13 protein-coding genes and 1 riboswitch are annotated in these 15598 nt (G+C 63.9%); of the genes, 4 read left to right on the top strand and 9 right to left on the bottom strand.

The annotated features are described in order from the left end of the window. Positions 1-26: 26 nt before the first annotated feature. The 6 genes from ACODSZ_RS19790 to ACODSZ_RS19765 form a co-directional block, all read right to left on the bottom strand. Positions 27-1358: a sulfate adenylyltransferase subunit 1 gene (locus ACODSZ_RS19790; RefSeq protein WP_488928381.1), complete on the bottom strand. Its 1332-nt coding sequence runs from the start codon at positions 1356-1358 to the stop codon at positions 27-29. Continuing rightward, on the bottom strand, positions 1358-2293 hold the full coding sequence (gene cysD, locus ACODSZ_RS19785) for a sulfate adenylyltransferase subunit CysD (protein WP_069374332.1): 936 nt from the start codon (positions 2291-2293) through the stop codon (positions 1358-1360). The genes ACODSZ_RS19790 and cysD overlap by 1 nt, the downstream gene beginning before the upstream one ends. 49 nt (positions 2294-2342) lie before the next feature. Next, on the bottom strand, positions 2343-3074 hold the full coding sequence (locus tag ACODSZ_RS19780) for a phosphoadenylyl-sulfate reductase (RefSeq protein ID WP_175343671.1): 732 nt from the start codon (positions 3072-3074) through the stop codon (positions 2343-2345). Positions 3075-3104: 30 nt separating this feature from the next. Beyond that, positions 3105-3632 (bottom strand): DUF934 domain-containing protein, encoded by a 528-nt coding sequence (locus ACODSZ_RS19775; protein WP_488928380.1) that lies wholly within the window; start codon positions 3630-3632, stop codon positions 3105-3107. Beyond that, on the bottom strand, positions 3625-5322 hold the full coding sequence (locus ACODSZ_RS19770; protein ID WP_008330270.1) for a nitrite/sulfite reductase: 1698 nt from the start codon (positions 5320-5322) through the stop codon (positions 3625-3627). Before ACODSZ_RS19770 ends, ACODSZ_RS19775 begins: the two co-directional genes overlap by 8 nt. Before the next feature lie 63 nt (positions 5323-5385). Continuing rightward, the gene (locus ACODSZ_RS19765) at positions 5386-6159 is read right to left on the bottom strand and encodes a sulfite exporter TauE/SafE family protein (RefSeq protein WP_488928379.1); all 774 of its coding nucleotides are present in this window, start codon (positions 6157-6159) and stop codon (positions 5386-5388) included. Positions 6160-6330: 171 nt separating this feature from the next. Between ACODSZ_RS19765 and ACODSZ_RS19760 the strand changes: the two genes are divergently transcribed. Continuing rightward, on the top strand, positions 6331-7272 hold the full coding sequence (locus ACODSZ_RS19760; protein ID WP_008330266.1) for a CysB family HTH-type transcriptional regulator: 942 nt from the start codon (positions 6331-6333) through the stop codon (positions 7270-7272). 87 nt (positions 7273-7359) lie between these two features. Here ACODSZ_RS19760 and ACODSZ_RS19755 read toward each other — a convergent pair whose 3' ends face one another. Beyond that, entirely contained in the window at positions 7360-9252 is a 1893-nt protein-coding gene (locus ACODSZ_RS19755; protein WP_488928378.1) for a chemotaxis protein CheA, read from the bottom strand. Continuing rightward, positions 9252-9986 carry a protein phosphatase CheZ gene (locus tag ACODSZ_RS19750; protein ID WP_175343675.1) on the bottom strand — a complete coding sequence of 245 codons (735 nt, stop codon included), beginning with the start codon at positions 9984-9986 and terminating at the stop codon, positions 9252-9254. The genes ACODSZ_RS19755 and ACODSZ_RS19750 overlap by 1 nt, the downstream gene beginning before the upstream one ends. Before the next feature lie 498 nt (positions 9987-10484). Beyond that, a riboswitch (cobalamin riboswitch) is annotated at positions 10485-10762 on the top strand. Positions 10763-10842: 80 nt separating this feature from the next. Here ACODSZ_RS19750 and ACODSZ_RS19745 point away from each other — a divergent pair. The 3 genes from ACODSZ_RS19745 to ACODSZ_RS19735 are packed head-to-tail and all read left to right on the top strand — an operon-like array spanning position 10843 to position 14642. Next, positions 10843-12819, top strand: coding sequence for a TonB-dependent receptor family protein (locus ACODSZ_RS19745; protein ID WP_488928377.1), 1977 nt, complete (start codon positions 10843-10845; stop codon positions 12817-12819). A gap of 42 nt (positions 12820-12861) precedes the next feature. After that, positions 12862-13845, top strand: a complete 984-nt coding sequence (locus ACODSZ_RS19740; protein ID WP_488928376.1) for a FecCD family ABC transporter permease — start codon at positions 12862-12864, stop codon at positions 13843-13845. Beyond that, positions 13842-14642: an ABC transporter ATP-binding protein gene (locus ACODSZ_RS19735; protein WP_488928375.1), complete on the top strand. Its 801-nt coding sequence runs from the start codon at positions 13842-13844 to the stop codon at positions 14640-14642. Before ACODSZ_RS19740 ends, ACODSZ_RS19735 begins: the two co-directional genes overlap by 4 nt. Positions 14643-14706: 64 nt before the next feature. Here ACODSZ_RS19735 and ACODSZ_RS19730 read toward each other — a convergent pair whose 3' ends face one another. Further along, entirely contained in the window at positions 14707-15597 is an 891-nt protein-coding gene (locus ACODSZ_RS19730) for a cobalamin-binding protein (protein ID WP_488928374.1), read from the bottom strand. Between the last annotated feature and the right edge of the window lies 1 nt (position 15598).

Here is a 15598-nt window from a genome sequence, read left to right as displayed (position 1 = left end):
AGAGACGATTGCGGATCGAAGGAAATTCAGTCGATCCGAATCATACCAGCGGCCACCGTCTGATGGCTCACTTCGTCGATCAGGATGAAGGCGCCGGTGGCGCGGATGTCCTGGTAGGAATCGGCCGCGATGGGCTGCTGCACGTTCACGCTGATGCGGGCGATGTCGTTGAGCTTGAGCGTGTCGGCGGGGCGGCGTTCCTGGGTGTTGATGTCCAGCAGCGTATCGACCTTGGCTACGCGTGCGGCGACCTGCTTGGTGGTGTGCTTGAGCCAGTACTTGCGGCGCAGGTCCAGCGGTTCTTCGGAGAGCCAGCACACATCCGCGTTGACGGTCTTGAGGATGGTCGAGGGCTGGGCCGCCGCGGCCAGCAGGTCGCCGCGCGAGATGTCCAGGTACTCGTCCAGCAGGATGGTCACCGACTGGCCGGCCGAGGCCGATTCCAGCGAACCATCCAGGGTCTGGATGTCCTTGACGGTCGCGCTCTGTCCGCTGGGCAGCACCACCAGCTTGTCACCACGCGCGACCTTGCCGGCTTCGATACGGCCCATGTAGCCACGGAAATCATTGGCTTCGTGGCCGTTGTGGCGCGCCACCAGCTGCACCGGGAAGCGGAAGGCTTCTTCGTGCGCATCTTCATACACCGACAGCGATTCCAGCAGGTTGATCAGCGTCGGGCCCTGATACCAGGACATGCGTGCGCTGGCCTCCACCACGTTGTCACCGGCCAGCGCCGACAGCGGGATGGCGCGCACGTCCTTCAAGCCCAGTTGCTGCGCAAACTGCTGGTAGGCGCCGACGATGCGGTCATAGACGGTCTGGTCGTAATCCACCAGGTCCATCTTGTTGACGGCCACGATCACGTGCTGGATCTGCAGCAGGTGGGCGATGGTGGAGTGGCGCTTGGTCTGGGTCAGCAGTTCCACGCTGCCATCGTCGCCCAGTTTCACCTTGGAGACGTCCACCAGAATGATGACGGCATCGGCGGTAGATGCACCGGTGACCATGTTGCGGGTGTACTGCTCATGACCCGGGGTATCGGCAATGATGAACTTGCGCTTGGGCGTGGCGAAGTAGCGATAGGCCACGTCGATGGTGATGCCTTGCTCGCGCTCGGCTTCCAGGCCATCGGTGAGCAGCGACAGGTCCACGGTATCGCCCACGGTACGCTTGTGCTTGGCACGTGAGATGGCGTCGAGCTGGTCGGCGAAGATGCCCTTGCTGTCGAACAGCAGGCGGCCGATCAGGGTGCTCTTGCCATCGTCCACGGAACCGGCGGTGATGAAGCGCAGCAGGCCGCGTTCGTGCGATTGTGCGGTGGCCTGGGCCAGTTGTGCTTGGGTTGCGGCGGCGTTCATCAGAAATATCCTTCCTTCTTGCGTTTTTCCATCGAGGCTTCGGACGTCTGGTCGTCCATGCGGGTGGCCCCGCGCTCGGTAATCTGGGTCACTGCGGTCTCGGCGATGATGGCTTCCACGGAAGCGGCATCGGAAGACACCGGGCAGGTGCAGGAAATGTCGCCCACGGTACGGAAGCGGACGACCTGCTTTTCCACGGTCTCGCCTTCGCGCGCCGGAGTGAGGTCGGTCAGCGGTACCAAGAGGCCGTTGCGCGGGATCACTTCACGTTCGTGCGCAAAGTAGATCGAGGGCAGGGCCAGTTTTTCGCGGGCGATGTATTGCCACACATCCAGCTCGGTCCAGTTGGAAATGGGGAAGACGCGCATGTTCTCGCCCGGATGTACGCGGGTGTTATACAGGTCCCACAGTTCGGGGCGCTGGGCCTTGGGATTCCACTGGCCGAACTCGTCGCGGAAGGAGAAGATGCGTTCCTTGGCGCGGGCCTTTTCTTCATCGCGGCGAGCGCCGCCGATACAGGCGTCGAACTTGAATTCCTCGATGGTTTCCAGCAGCGTGACGGCTTGTGCTGCATTGCGCGAATCGGTTTGCGGATTGCGCAGGCGCACGGTGCCGCGCTTGATCGAATCTTCCACCGAACGCACCACCAGGCGCTCACCCAGTTCGGCGGCGCGGCGGTCACGGAATTCGATGACTTCCGGGAAGTTGTGGCCGGTGTCGATGTGCACCAGCGGGAAGGGGAACTTGCCGGGGCGGAAGGCTTTTTCGGCGATGCGCAGCAGTACTACGGAGTCCTTGCCGCCGGAGAACAGCAGTGCCGGGTTGCTGCACTCGGCTGCGACCTCGCGCATGATGTGGATGGCTTCCGATTCCAGCCAGTCGAGGTGACGGTTGCTGGCGTTGTCCAAAAAGAGTTTGTCTACCGCTGTGTTCATGCCGGACCTTCCGATGCTTTGCTTGTTGTTGCTTTGATTGAATTCTGGTTCAGCTCGCCGCATGCGCCTTGATGCGCACCAGCTTGCCATCGACCACATGCAGGCCGCACTCCTTGGAGTCGGGGTTCTCCCACCACCAGCGGCCGGCGCGGATGTCTTCACCGGGCTGGATGGCCCGGGTACAGGGCTCGCAGCCGATGGAGGGGTAACCCTGGTCGTGCAGCGGGTTGTAGGGCACGTCATTGGCGCGGATGTAGTCCCACACGTCCTGTTCCGACCAGTCGGCCAGGGGGTTGAACTTCTCCATGCCGTGGGCTTCGTCACGTTCCTGCACATGCAGCTCGGCGCGTGTGACCGATTGTGCACGGCGCTGGCCAGTCACCCACGAAGCCTTGCCCTGCAGGGCGCGATTGAGCGGCTCCATCTTGCGGATGTGGCAGCACTCCTTGCGCAGTTCCACGCTGTCGTAGAAGGCGTTGGCGCCGTTCTTCCGTACGTAGGCTTCTACCGCTTCGGGCTGCGGACGATAGGGCGCGACCTCGTAGTCGTAGGTCTCGCGGATGCGGTCCAGCATGCCCACGGTTTCCTTGTGCAGGCGACCGGTTTCCAGCGTGAAGATGCTGATGCGATCCTGCAGCTTGCCACGCAGGATCAGGTCGGTCAGCACCATGTCTTCGGCGGCCAGGCTGGAGGCCAGCGCGGCCGGGGCGTACTCGGCGGCGATGCGTTCCAGGGTGGCCTGGGTCTTGGCGATGAGTTCTTGCAAGCCTGGGTTGGTCATGGGCTGTCCTTCCTTCTTCACAATCGCCGTTCAGTCAGCGGCCTGCACCGTTTCGCGCTTGACGCGGCGGAACAGCGGGTTCTTCTCGTCCCAGGAGGTCTGGTACTTCTCGGAGAAGTCGGTCAGGCCCTTGACGGCATCGTGGATGTTCTTGTCCGCACGCACGGCGAAGGCGTCAAAGCCCACGCGCTGCATGTAGAACAGCTGGTCGCGCAGCACGTCGCCGATGGCACGCAGCTCACCGGTATAGTCCAGGCGGGCACGCAGGTTGTAGGCGATGGAATAGCCACGGCCATCGGCGAACTTGGGGAAGTCCACGGCGACGACCTTGAAGCTGTCAAGCTGGCCCTTCAGTTCTTCCGGACGCTCATCGCTGGCCAGCCACACGCCGATCTCGGCGCGCGACTTCAGGGCCTCGCCCTGTGCCTGCCACACCTTCAGCGGCACGATCACGCGGCCTTGCGGCACGGTCACGGTCTCTGCGGTCTCGCCTTCAGCCAGGCGCAGTACGGTCCAGTCGTCGCTCACGACGGTCTTGTTCTTGATGATTTCAGGCATTTGCGTCTTCTCCTGCGACATACTCGGCCGAACGGATCGGCGTTGCGTAAACGAATTCCTTGAACGGGGTCACACCGATGCGGCGCACGGTGTCGATGAAGCGTTCTTCCTCGGTGCGCTGCTTGACATACACCTGCAGCAGGCGGTCGATCACGGTGGGCATCTGGGTGGCCGAGAACGAGGGGCCGATGATCTTGCCGATCGAGGACTCGTTGCCCTGGGCACCGCCCAGCGAGACCTGGTACCACTCGGAACCATCCTTGTCCACGCCCAGGATGCCGATGTTGCCCACGTGATGGTGGCCGCAGGCGTTGATGCAGCCGGAGATGTTCAACTCGATGTCGCCGATGTCATGCTGGAAGTCGATGTTCTCGAACTTCTCGGCAATGGCTTGGGCAATCGGGATCGACTTCGCATTGGCCAGCGAGCAGAAGTCGCCGCCCGGGCAGCAGATGATGTCGGTCAGGAGGCCGATGTTGGGCGTAGCCAGGCCATGCGACTTGGCGGCCTTCCACAGCGCATACAGTTCGGATTGCTTGACGTCGGCCAGCACCAGGTTCTGTTCGTGGGTCACGCGCAGTTCGCCGAAGCTGTACTGGTCGGCCAGGTCGGCCACGAAGTTCATCTGGTCGGCGGTGATGTCGCCCGGCGGCACGCCCGGTTTTTTGAGCGACAGCAGCACGGCTGCATAGCCGGCCTGCTTGTGCGCCTTGACGTTGCGCTTGATCCAGTTGGCGAAACCACGGTCTTCAGCCTTCAGGCGTTCATATTCCGCATCCACGGCCGGCAGGGTTTCGTAGGCCGGATCGGTGAAGAACTTGGCCACGCGCTGCAGTTCTTCTTCGGTCAGGGTGGAGGGGCCATCTTTGATGTCTGCCCATTCGGCTTCGACCTGGCGCGCGAACTCCTCGGGGCCGATGGCCTTGACCAGGATCTTGATACGGGCCTTGTACATGTTGTCGCGGCGGCCGTGCTGGTTGTACACACGCAGGATCGCTTCCAGATAGGACATGGCGTGCTTCCAGGGCAGGAAGTCACGGATCACGCTGCCCAGAATCGGGGTGCGGCCCATGCCGCCGCCGACCAGCACACGGAAGCCGACTTCGCCAGCCTCGTTCTTGATGACGTGCAGGCCGATGTCGTGCACGGCAGTTGCGGCACGGTCTTCGGCGGCGCCGCTGATGGCGATCTTGAACTTGCGCGGCAGGTAGGCGAACTCGGGGTGGAAGGTGCTCCACTCGCGGATCAGTTCGGCATAGGGACGCGGATCGACGATTTCATCGGCGGCCACGCCGGCCAGTTCGTCCGAGGTGGTATTGCGGATGCAGTTGCCGGAGGTCTGGATGGCGTGCATTTCCACGCTGGCCAACTGCTCCAGGATCTCGGGCGATTCTTCCAGCTTGATCCAGTTGAACTGGATGTTCTGGCGGGTGGTGAAGTGGCCATAGCCGCGGTCGTACTTGACGGCGATTTCGGCGAACTTGCGCAGTTGATTGGAGGCCAGCATGCCGTAGGGAATGGCGATGCGCAGCATGTAGGCATGGCGTTGCAGGTACAGGCCGTTCTGCAGGCGCAGGATACGGAATTCGTCTTCGGCCAGTTCGTCCGACAGGCGCCGACGCACCTGGTCTCGGTATTGTGCGACTCGCTCTTTGACGATCAGGTGATCGTATTGGTCATAGCGGTACATCTTGTCTTCCCTGTTAACGTCTTATGGGCGCCCGGATCAGGGTGCGCCCGATTGAAAATAAGCCTACCAAATCAGCTTGACTGCAACGCTCGTCAGCGTAATGGCCAGCAGGCCGCGCAAGAATTTCTCCGGCACCGCCCGCGCTGCGAGCGAACCGATGGTGATGCCCGGAACCGAGCCCAGCAACAGCGTGGCCAACAGTTCCCAGTTGATCGAACCCAGCCACCAGTGGCCCAGTGCAGCGATGGCAGTCAGCGGCACGGCATAGGCGATGTCGGTACCGGCGATCTCCGCCGGAGACAGGCGAGGATACAGCAAGACCAGCAAGGTCGCGCCCACGGCACCGGCACCGATGGAGGAAATGGTCACCAGCGTGCCCAGCAGGGCCCCGGCGGCCATGGTGGCACTGGCCCGCCTGGTACCCTGCAACTGGGCTTCCGGATGGGCGTTGAGCCAGGCCTGCATGCGCGAGCGGAACAGCAGCGCCACTACGGTCAGGAACACCGAGATTGCAATCGAATAGCGGATGGTCAGGGCAATGCCGTCGCTGACGGCACCGAAATGCTTGAGCAGCAGCGTAGTCAGCAGCGCAGCGGGCAGGGCACCGTAGGACAGGCGGCGCACCACATCCCAGCGCACCGTTCCCTTGAAGCGGTGGGCCAGGGTGCCGGCGGTCTTGGTGGCTGACGCGAAGGCCAGGTCGGTGCCCACGGCCACAGAAGGATGAATGCCGAACAGCAAGGTCAACAGCGGTGTCATGAGCGAGCCGCCACCAACCCCGGTCAGTCCGACCAGCAGTCCTACGGCAAATCCGCTTACTACATAAGAAACAGTCATAACACCTCGCCCATTAGTCTGCGAATCGTAATAAACTTATGTTTCAAACCAAACTACATAGTATTTATTTGCTTATATACGCCTTTGGCATATGGAAATGCGGCGAATGAAGCAGGCAGGGCTGGCGCCGGGCGCCGCCCGCTTACTAGGTAGAAGCGAAGGAATTCCCACATGAATCTTCATCAGTTCCGTTTCGTTCGTGAAGCGGTAAGGCAGAACTTCAACCTCACGGAGGCCGCCAAGGCCCTCTATACCTCGCAGCCAGGCGTTTCCAAGGCCATCATCGAGCTGGAGGAAGAGCTGGGCGTGGACATCTTCACCCGCCACGGCAAGCGGATTCGCGGCCTGACCGAGCCGGGTCGGGCGGTGCTGCGCTCGGTGGAGCTGATCATGCAGGAAGTGGATGGCTTGAAACGCATCGGCAAGGAATTCGCCGCCCACGACAGCGGCAGTTTCACCATCGCCACCACCCACACGCAGGCGCGCTATGCCTTGCCCAAGGTGGTACAAGCCTTCACCCAGAAATATCCCAAGGTGCATTTGTCATTGCTGCAAGGTAATCCCAAGCAGATCACCGAGATGGTGCGCAACGACCAGGCCGACATTGCCATCGCCACCGAGGCGCTGGCCTCAGGCGAGGGGCTGGTGTCGCTGCCCTGTTACCAGTGGGAGCACGTGGTGGTGGTGCCGCCCGACCATCCGCTGCTGCAATCGAAGAGCCTGACGCTGGAAGAGATCGCCGCCAATCCGCTGATCACCTATGACTCCGCCTTCAGCGGCCGCAGCAAGATCGACCATGCCTTCTCGCTGCGCCAGTTGAAACCCGATGTGGTGCTGGAGGCCATCGATGCCGACGTCATCAAGACCTATGTGGAGCTGGGCATGGGGGTGGGCATCATTGCCGGCATTGCCTTCGATGCCGAGCGCGACCGGGGATTGCGGGCCATTCCGGCCGGCCACCTGTTCGGCACCAATGTCTCGCGCGTGGCCTTGAAGCAGGGGGCGTATTTGCGGGGATATGTCTATACCTTCATCGAATTGCTGGCGCCGACCCTGAACCGCAAGCTGATTGCGCAGGTCATGGAGGGCGAGAAGGACATGTATGAACTTTAAGTCCCGCCGTCCGAAGGCAGACCAGACGTAAAAACGGCCGGATCCGCGCGGATCCGGCCGTTCTTGCTTGTAGCGTGGGCAGCAGTCTTACGCCACTGCCGTGCGCTCCATGTCGCGGCAGCCGTCCAGCAGGAAGGACAAGCCCACCACCAGCACCAGCTCACCTTCAGCCGAACGGGCCGTACCGGTGATGCCGGCGGTATGGATCGCGGTCAGCGGCTTGATCACCAGATCGGCCGTGCCTTCCACCGATTCCACCCCGAGGATGTAGGGATGCGGTACCGCCATGACGATGCCGACCCGTTCATTGCCCGGCTCGTAGCCCAGCACGCCGGCCAGCGAGTTGACCGGCAGCGGCCGGCCCTGGTCGCGCAGCACCGGGGCGCCGCCGACTTCGTCGAAGGTCTCGGGCAGCTCGACCACACGTTCGACCACCGCCATCGGCAGGGCCAGCGGGGCGCCGGCACAGCGCACCAGCATGGTCGGGATGATCGACAGTTCGATGGGCAGGCGGATCGAGAACTTGGTACCCTTGCCGACGGTGGATTCGATGCGGATGGTGCCTCGATGCTTTTCCACGGCGGTCTTGACCACGTCCATGCCCACGCCGCGTCCGGAGACGCTGGAAGCCACTTCCTTGGTCGAGAAACCGGGCAGGAACACCAGCTGCAGCGCCTCGTCGGCGGTCAGCGCCTGGTGTTCGTTGATCAGCCCCTTGGCCAGCGCCTTGCCGCGCAGCATGTCCGGATCCATGCCCTTGCCATCATCGAAGACTTCGATCATGACGCTGCTGCCGGCCTGCCAGGCGTTGAGCGAAATGGTCGCCTTGTTGGGCTTGCCGGCGGCGGCGCGGTCCACTTCGATACCGTGGTCCAGCGAGTTGCGCAGCATGTGCACCAGCGGGTCGTAGAGGCTGTCCACCACCACGCGGTCGACTTCGGTTTCGGCACCGGTGATGACCAGGTCCACGTCCTTGCCCAGGTCCTTGGCCAGTTCGCGCACCAGTCGCGGGAATTTCTGGAACAGACGGCCCACCGGCTGCATGCGCGTGGACAGCGTGGCGCGTTGCAGTTCGCTGGAGTAGCGCGAGGCGCGGCCCAGGGTTTCGGCCAGGGTCGACATGAGCGCCGCAGCGGTGCCTTCGAACTTGAACTGTTGCAGCTTTTCCAGTAGTACGGCGGCCTGGTTGGCGGCCTGCACCGATTCACCGGCCACTTCCAGCAGGGCATCCAGTTTGACGGCATCGATACGGATGCTTTCTTCCTTGGCTCCGCCAGGGGAGTCGGTGGCGCGGCGATTCTGCTGAACCGGGGCGGCGGCCTTGGGCTCGCCATCGGCGGCGGCAGGAGCGGCAGCGGCAGGCACAGCAGCGGTGACCGGAGCGGCCTCGACCGGGCTGTCAGCCACCGGCGCGGCAGCCGCGCCCGGCACCAGCGCCTGGTACAGCGCGGGCCAGTCCAGTTCTCCATTCTTCATCACGCTGGCACTGCCATCGACGCTGGCCGCAGCAGCGGGCGCAGCCGCCACCAGTGCTGCCGCGGGTGCCGCTGCCGCCGGGGCAGGTGCAGCCGCAGCGGGTGCCGGCGCTTCGCTCTTGCCTTCGATGGCCTGGGTCAGGATGTCTTTCAGTTCCGCCGGCATCGAGGCCAGGCTGTCGGGCGCGGCGCCGTTGGACAATTCGTTCAACTGGTCGGCCACGAAGCCGCTGGCCTGCAGCGCCGCTTCGATGGCCAGCGGCGTGACCGGGGCCTTGCCGGTGCGCAGCGCATCGAACAGGTTTTCGGTCAGGTGGCAGGCCGACACCATGGCCGGCAGGTTCACGAACCCGGCACCACCCTTGATGGTGTGGAATGCGCGGAAGACCGCGTTGAGGATTTCAAGGTCATCAGGATGTCGTTCCAGCGTCAGCAGATGCTCTTCCACGTTGGTGGCGAGCTCCAACGCTTCAACGACAAAATCCTTGAGCATTTCGTCATCCATTAGAACCCCAGGCTATCGAGTAAGTCGTCCACGTCGTCCTGTGCCATGGCGGTGCCCCCCACGGACGGGCCATTCATCAGGGTGACCGGTTTTTCCGCATCCATCTGCGCCTTCACCTCGGGCGGTGCATTGTCGCGCAGCAATTGCGCCAGTTCGCGCTCGGCGGTGGCGGTGATGGCCACGATCTTCTTGATCAGCTGGCCGGTGATGTCCTGGAAGTCCTGGGCCATCATGATTTCCAGCATGCGCGCCTTTTCCGCTTCGGTCGATTCCATGACCGAGGTGGAGAATTTCTGCGAGTCGCCTGCCAGCGCCTTGAACTCGTCGATGTTCATCTGGCCGGCATAGAGCCTGGTCCAGCGGGCGTTGATGTCCTTGGCCTGTTCCTGCAGGCGGTCCTGGGCCGGCATGCCCGAATCGAGCGCATTGAGCACCTTGTTGGCCGCCTGCTCGGTGAGGGTGGCGATGTGTTCGAGACGGCTCTGGGCGTCGCCGATCTGCTCGGCTACGTCGGTGAGCGAGCGGTCGTAGCCCAGTTCACGCATGGAATCGTGCAACAGGCGCACGATGCCGCCCAGGCGTTCATACATGGGCTTGTCGCTCTGGTCTTCCTGTTCGCCTGCGGCTGCCTCGTCGGTGCTGGCGGTGGCGGCGGCCGGTTCGGCGGTCATGCCCGGTAGCGTCTGCGAGGAAATTTCGTCAAACAATGCTTCCAGATCAACGTCGTCGCTCATGATTACTGATTCTCCCAACAAAGGTGTGCGCTCGTCGGCGCACTGCTGTGCAAAGTTGCCCGTAGGCGGATCAAATGCGTCGTTCCGGGAGGCACAGCAACTACCCTTTCCCCGATATCAAGGAGATATCGGCAGCCAGAGGCAGAGTCTGAAGGCCCGCAGACCACGACAACGGTTCAGGGATGACAGTGAGGCCAGCGGACCCGCCAAGAGTCCATCGGTCGACGATGCCATGGCGCCGAGTATAGGACCGCTTGCCGTGATCTCATCGGCCAAACAGCGAGTGAAATCCCCCATTTGTTTCAATTTTTCGGCCCCGACCACCCAGCGCCGGAGACCGCGTTTCAAATGTTTTCGATAGAAGAATCGAATTTATTCTATATAAAGCTGCTGGGGATGAATTCTATCTGGCTTTTTCCTGAAAGCAATTAGTGTGCTCGGGCTTGTGCTGATTTACATCATCTGTTGCCGGGCGCTTGTGGCCTGCACATTGCACGCCTACAATGGCGCGGTTTTGGTGCCCGCCGGCGTATCCTCGCCGGCCGTTAAACGGGAAACACGCGCCAGGCCGCCTGCAGCAAGCAGGAGGGCCGGCCAAGGTGTACTGCCCCCGCAACGGTAACCAGGTGCCGGCAGCAGTGAGACGATGCGTCTCGCCATGCCGGCGAGACCGTCTTCCACGCCACTGTGTTTTTGCGCGAACGTTCACTTCGCCACATGGGAAGGCCGATGGTCATGCCTGCAGTCCGGAGACCGGCCAGAACAGGAGGGAGCTGCACAGCCAATGCTGGTGCGGTTTTCCGTTGATTGCGGCTTGCGGGGAGGCAGGCTGCACACATTCATCGACTGTCTTTTCATGCACATCGCTCATTTCCCGGCCCGCTGCGGCGGTCCACGCCCCCGTTTTGCCCTGCGCACCGCCGTTGCGCTCATCCTCTCGACCCTGGCCGCCGGCAGCCAGGCGGCCGACGCCAGCCAGCCGCTGTCGGCCGTGGTGGTGTCGGCCTCGCGCTTCCCGAACGATCCGGCCTTTGCGCCGGTGGCCACCACGGTCATCACCGCCGAGCAGATCCGCGAAGCCGGCATCGACAACGCCAATGAAGCCATCCGCAAGCTGGGCGGCGTCTACGGGCGCCAGAGCCTGGCCGGTCCGCGCGACTTCCCGCTGGACCTGCGCGGCTTCGGCGCCAATGGGGACCAGAACATGGTGGTGCTGGTCGACGGTGTACGTATTTCCGAGAACGAACTGACGACGCCCTTGCTGTCGTCGATTCCCATCGAGACCATCGAACGTATCGAGATCGTGCGCGGTGGCAGCAGCGTCCTCTATGGCAGCGGCGCCACCGGCGGCACCATCCAGATCATCACCCGCCGCCCGCAGGCCAATGCGGCGCACGGTACCGTGGTGGGCGAAGTCGGCAGCAACGGTCAGCGCGCGGGCCGGGCAGCGGTCTCGCGCGGCTGGGACAACATGTCCATCGATGCCAGCTATGCCAAATCGCACGCCGACAACTGGCGCCACAACAGCCGTGCCAACCAGGAAAACGCCAGCACCACGGTGCAATGGTTCGCCAGCGACTGGCGCTTCGGCCTGCGCGCCAACCTGTCCCGGGCCGATTTCGGCCTGCCGGGCAGCCTGACGCAAGCGCAATATGAAGCCAATGCGCATCAGACCAGCAAGCCACTGGACCATGGCTCCTATGACAACGACAGCATTACGGCCTTCCTGGAACGCCGTTTTGGTGCCTTTGATGTGGCCGCCGAACTGTCGCATCGCGAGAAGATCTCGCGCTCCACCTATGTCAGCAGCGGCTCGACCGCGCAGAACAATGTACGCACTACCCAGTTCTCGCCGCGCCTGCGCCACGTACTCGAGAGTGGTTTCTGGAAGAACGAGGCCATTGCCGGCGTCGACCTGGCCCAATGGAGTTCGGCCACCAACGCCAGCTATGGCAACAGCGATGCCTCCCAGCATTCGAAGGCGCTGTATCTGCGCGATGAAATCGAGTTCGACCACAATGCCCGCGTGGCCGCCGGCGTGCGCCGCGAGCAGTTCACCCAGCTAAGTGGTTCCGGTGCCTATGGCCGCACCAGTGCCGTCAATGCCTGGGACCTGCAGGCCAGCTACGCACCGCTGCCGTTGCTGCGCGGCTTCGTCAAGACCGGCCAGAGCTATCGCCTGGCCACGGCCGACGAGAACGGTTTCACCGCCTTGCCCAGCGGCGCGGTCCTGAAGCCCCAGGTCTCGCATGATCTGGAACTGGGCGCGACCCTGGGCAATAGCGCACGCCAGGTGACGCTGCGCTGGTTCCGCCATCGCGTGCGTGACGAGCTGTATTACGACCCCACCGCCAATGGCGGCAACGGTGCCAACAGCAACCTGGCCCCGACCCGTCATCAGGGCGTGGAACTGGAAGGGCGCGTGCAGCTGACCGAGACCCTGGGGTGGCGTGCCACCTACCAGCACATCGATGCGCGTTTCGTGCAGGGCGACAACAGCGGCAAGCAACTGGCGCTGGTGCCGGCCAATACGCTGTCGACCCGATTGAACTGGAAGTCCGGCCAGCACAGTGCCGATGTGGGGGCGCGCTGGGTGGACCGCCAGCGCATGGGCAATGATTTTGCCAACACCTGCGCGCGCATGCCGTCCTTCACCACCTTCGATGCCCGCTATGCGGTACGTGTCAGCGCCTGGGAATTGGCCGTTACCGGCACCAACCTGGCCGACCGCAAGTATTACTCGCAAGCCTATGACTGCAGTGGCGGGGCGGTATCGGGCATCTATCCGGAAGATGGACGGGCAGTAAAATTCACCGCCCGCTACGACTTCTGAAGCCAAGCCCGCGCTTCTGCCACTGATCTGAGCCTGCCACCCATGCGACCTTATCTGCCCGTGCTGTGCATCTTGCTGCTGCTATCCCTGCTGGCCTTGTCGGTGGCGGCGCTGTGCGGCAGCACGGGGTGCCTGCGTCCTTCATCGCCGGCCGACAGCGTGGCACTGTTGCTGTCGCTGCGGGTGCCGCGGGCGCTGACGGCTTTTGTGGTGGGCGGTGCGCTAGCCCTGGCGGGCGCGCTGATGCAGGTCCTGTTGCGCAATCCCCTGGCTGATCCTTATGTATTGGGCCTGTCCGGTGGTTCTGCGGCGGGCGCCCTGCTGGCCATGCTGGTGGCGTTGCGGCTGGGCTGGCCGCTGCAGGCGGTCACGGCGCCCGGCGCCTTGCTGGGTGCAGGCCTGGCCATGCTGCTGCTGTTCGGGCTGGTGCGCCAGTCGCTGCGGCATCTGGCGATCTCGCCCTTGCTCTCCAGTCAGCGCCTGCTGTTGACGGGGGTGATGCTGGCGGCCGGGTTCGGTGCGCTCATTTCCCTGGCTTTGTCGATTGCGCCCGATGCCCAATTGCGCGGCATGGTGTTCTGGCTCATCGGCGACCTCGACGATGCGCGTCTGCTGCCCCTGGTGGCACCGGTCCTGCTGCTGGCGCTGCTGTGGAGCTGGCGTCATGCGCCGTCGCTGAACCTGCTGGCGCGCGGCGATGCCTTTGCTCAGTTGCTGGGTGTGCCGGTGATGCGGCTGCGCGTGATGCTGCTGTGCGTGGCCGCCGCCTGCACCGCCGGCGCCGTGGCCATGGCCGGGACCATCGGCTTTGTCGGACTGGTGGTGCCGCATGGTCTGCGGCTGCTACTGGGCAATGACCAGCGTCTGCTGCTGCCGGCTTGTGGTTTGGCCGGCGGCGCGGCGCTGACCCTGGCCGACCTGCTGGCGCGCACGGTGGTGGCACCGGTGCAGTTGCCGGTGGGCGTCATCACCGCCCTGGTGGGGGTGCCGCTGTTTCTGTGGCTGCTGGCGCGGAGTCGCACATGAAGGGGTCTTCCGTTCCCTTGTTGGAGACGCGCCAGCTGGTCGTGCGGGCCGGTGCCCGCCTGCTGCTCGATGGACTGGACTGGCAGGTCCGGCCCGGCCAGTTCTGGTGCGTATTGGGCCGCAATGGCGTGGGCAAGAGCAGCCTGCTGCATGTGCTGGCGGGTTTGCAGCCGCCCCATGGCGGGCAGGTACTGTTGCAGGGGCGTGCGCTGTCTTGCTACTCGCCGGCGCAACTGGCCTTGCAGCGGGGTCTGCTATTGCAACATCAACAGGATGCGTTTTCGCTGCCGGTACTGGAGGCCGTCATGGCCGGCCGCTTCGCCCATGGCGATGGCTGGGGTGGCGAGAAACGCGACACCGCACCGGCCAGCCTGGCGCTCGAACAGGTCGGCCTGGCTGCTCTGGCGACCCAGGACCTGTTGCGACTCTCCGGCGGCGAGCGCCAGCGCGTGGCGCTGGCGACCCTGCTGGTCCAGGCCCCCGCGCTCTATCTGCTGGACGAACCGACCTCGCATCAGGATATCGCCGCGCAATGGCAGGTGATGCAGCTGCTGCAGGCATTGGCGCAGCAGGGCGGGGCGGTAGTGGCCAGTTGTCATGACATCAATCTGGCCAGGCGCTTTGCTTCGCACGTTTTGCTGCTCGATGGCAGTGCCGCGCAAGGTGGCACGGTGGAGGCGGTCATGCAGCCCGCTGCGCTGGAAGCCGCCTTCGGTTGCCGCTTCGTCCCCCTCGCAAGCCCGGACGGAATGGTCTTCCTGGCTGCCCAGGGCAGCCCGCTGATCCCGAAGACTTGAAAGAAGCTTCGTATTCTCGTGCACCCGTATGTCAATCTGCATCCCTTTTCGCGAGGGATGTTTCTTATGGGCTGCGTGTGGCTGCCTGACGCGCCTGCTCCAGCTTGCCGCAGACCTCCTCGGCCGCTTGCAGCACCCGCGGCCCGGCCCGGTTCAGCCAGTCCGCATTGACCGAATACAGTTGCCCGTCGCGCACCGCGCGCAGGCGCGTGAACTGCTTCCAGCGCGCCAGCGGTTGATCGCGTGCGTCGCCGGCGCTGAGGATGACCTGGGGATCCGCAGCCAGTACCGATTCCACGCTCACGGTGGGGGCCAGTTGGGGAAGATCGGCAAAGATGTTGCGCCCGCCGCACAGCCGCAGCACGGCCGATACCATGTGTCGGCCGTTGAGCGTCATCAGGGGCTGGCTCCAGATCTGGTAGAACACGGTCACGGGCGTGCGTCCCCGGTATTGCACCTCCAGCTGCTGCCAGCGCGCCCGGAAGGCCGCTGCAGCCGCTTGCGCGGTGGTGTCGGTGCCGGCCAGTCGGCCCAGTCTTTCCAGCGAGGAGGCGATCATGCCGAAGTCGTCCGGCTGGCTCTCGAAGACGGGAATGCCGAGGCTGCGCAGGCGCGCCAGTTGCAGGGGTTTGTTGCCGCTGTGCCAGGCCACGATGAGGTCGGGTTTGAGACTGGCGATGCGCTCGATGTCGAGCGCGTTGTAGCCGCCCAGACTGGGCAGTTGGGCGGCTTGCGGAGGATAGTCGCTGTGGTTGCTGACCCCTGCGATCTGCGCCCCGGCCCCGGCTGCATAGAGCAGTTCGGTCACATGCGGCGCCAGGCTGACGATGCGGCGCGCGGGTTGGGTCAGGGTGACGCTCTGGCCCAGGTCATCCTGGACAGTGATGCTGGCGTGGGCGGCATCGGCGGCCAGCAACGCCGCCCAGGACAGCAAGCATCCCGCCAGCACACGCATG

Source organism: Herbaspirillum sp. FG34 (genome assembly GCF_057809315.1).
The sequence above is the reverse complement of the archived record's forward strand: the minus strand, read 5'-3'. Positions and strand labels throughout refer to the sequence as shown.

What these genes read in the sequence shown, in the direction of transcription:
- ACODSZ_RS19790 (WP_488928381.1), bottom strand. Translation starts at nt 1,358, where the DNA reads ATGAACGCCGCCGCAACCCAAGCACAACTGGCCCAGGCCACCGCACAA.
- cysD (WP_069374332.1), bottom strand. Translation starts at nt 2,293, where the DNA reads ATGAACACAGCGGTAGACAAACTCTTTTTGGACAACGCCAGCAACCGT.
- ACODSZ_RS19780 (WP_175343671.1), bottom strand. Translation starts at nt 3,074, where the DNA reads ATGACCAACCCAGGCTTGCAAGAACTCATCGCCAAGACCCAGGCCACC.
- ACODSZ_RS19775 (WP_488928380.1), bottom strand. Translation starts at nt 3,632, where the DNA reads ATGCCTGAAATCATCAAGAACAAGACCGTCGTGAGCGACGACTGGACC.
- ACODSZ_RS19770 (WP_008330270.1), bottom strand. Translation starts at nt 5,322, where the DNA reads ATGTACCGCTATGACCAATACGATCACCTGATCGTCAAAGAGCGAGTC.
- ACODSZ_RS19765 (WP_488928379.1), bottom strand. Translation starts at nt 6,159, where the DNA reads ATGACTGTTTCTTATGTAGTAAGCGGATTTGCCGTAGGACTGCTGGTC.
- ACODSZ_RS19760 (WP_008330266.1), top strand. Translation starts at nt 6,331, where the DNA reads ATGAATCTTCATCAGTTCCGTTTCGTTCGTGAAGCGGTAAGGCAGAAC.
- ACODSZ_RS19755 (WP_488928378.1), bottom strand. Translation starts at nt 9,252, where the DNA reads ATGGATGACGAAATGCTCAAGGATTTTGTCGTTGAAGCGTTGGAGCTC.
- ACODSZ_RS19750 (WP_175343675.1), bottom strand. Translation starts at nt 9,986, where the DNA reads ATGAGCGACGACGTTGATCTGGAAGCATTGTTTGACGAAATTTCCTCG.
- ACODSZ_RS19745 (WP_488928377.1), top strand. Translation starts at nt 10,843, where the DNA reads ATGCACATCGCTCATTTCCCGGCCCGCTGCGGCGGTCCACGCCCCCGT.
- ACODSZ_RS19740 (WP_488928376.1), top strand. Translation starts at nt 12,862, where the DNA reads ATGCGACCTTATCTGCCCGTGCTGTGCATCTTGCTGCTGCTATCCCTG.
- ACODSZ_RS19735 (WP_488928375.1), top strand. Translation starts at nt 13,842, where the DNA reads ATGAAGGGGTCTTCCGTTCCCTTGTTGGAGACGCGCCAGCTGGTCGTG.
- ACODSZ_RS19730 (WP_488928374.1), bottom strand. Translation starts at nt 15,597, where the DNA reads ATGCGTGTGCTGGCGGGATGCTTGCTGTCCTGGGCGGCGTTGCTGGCC.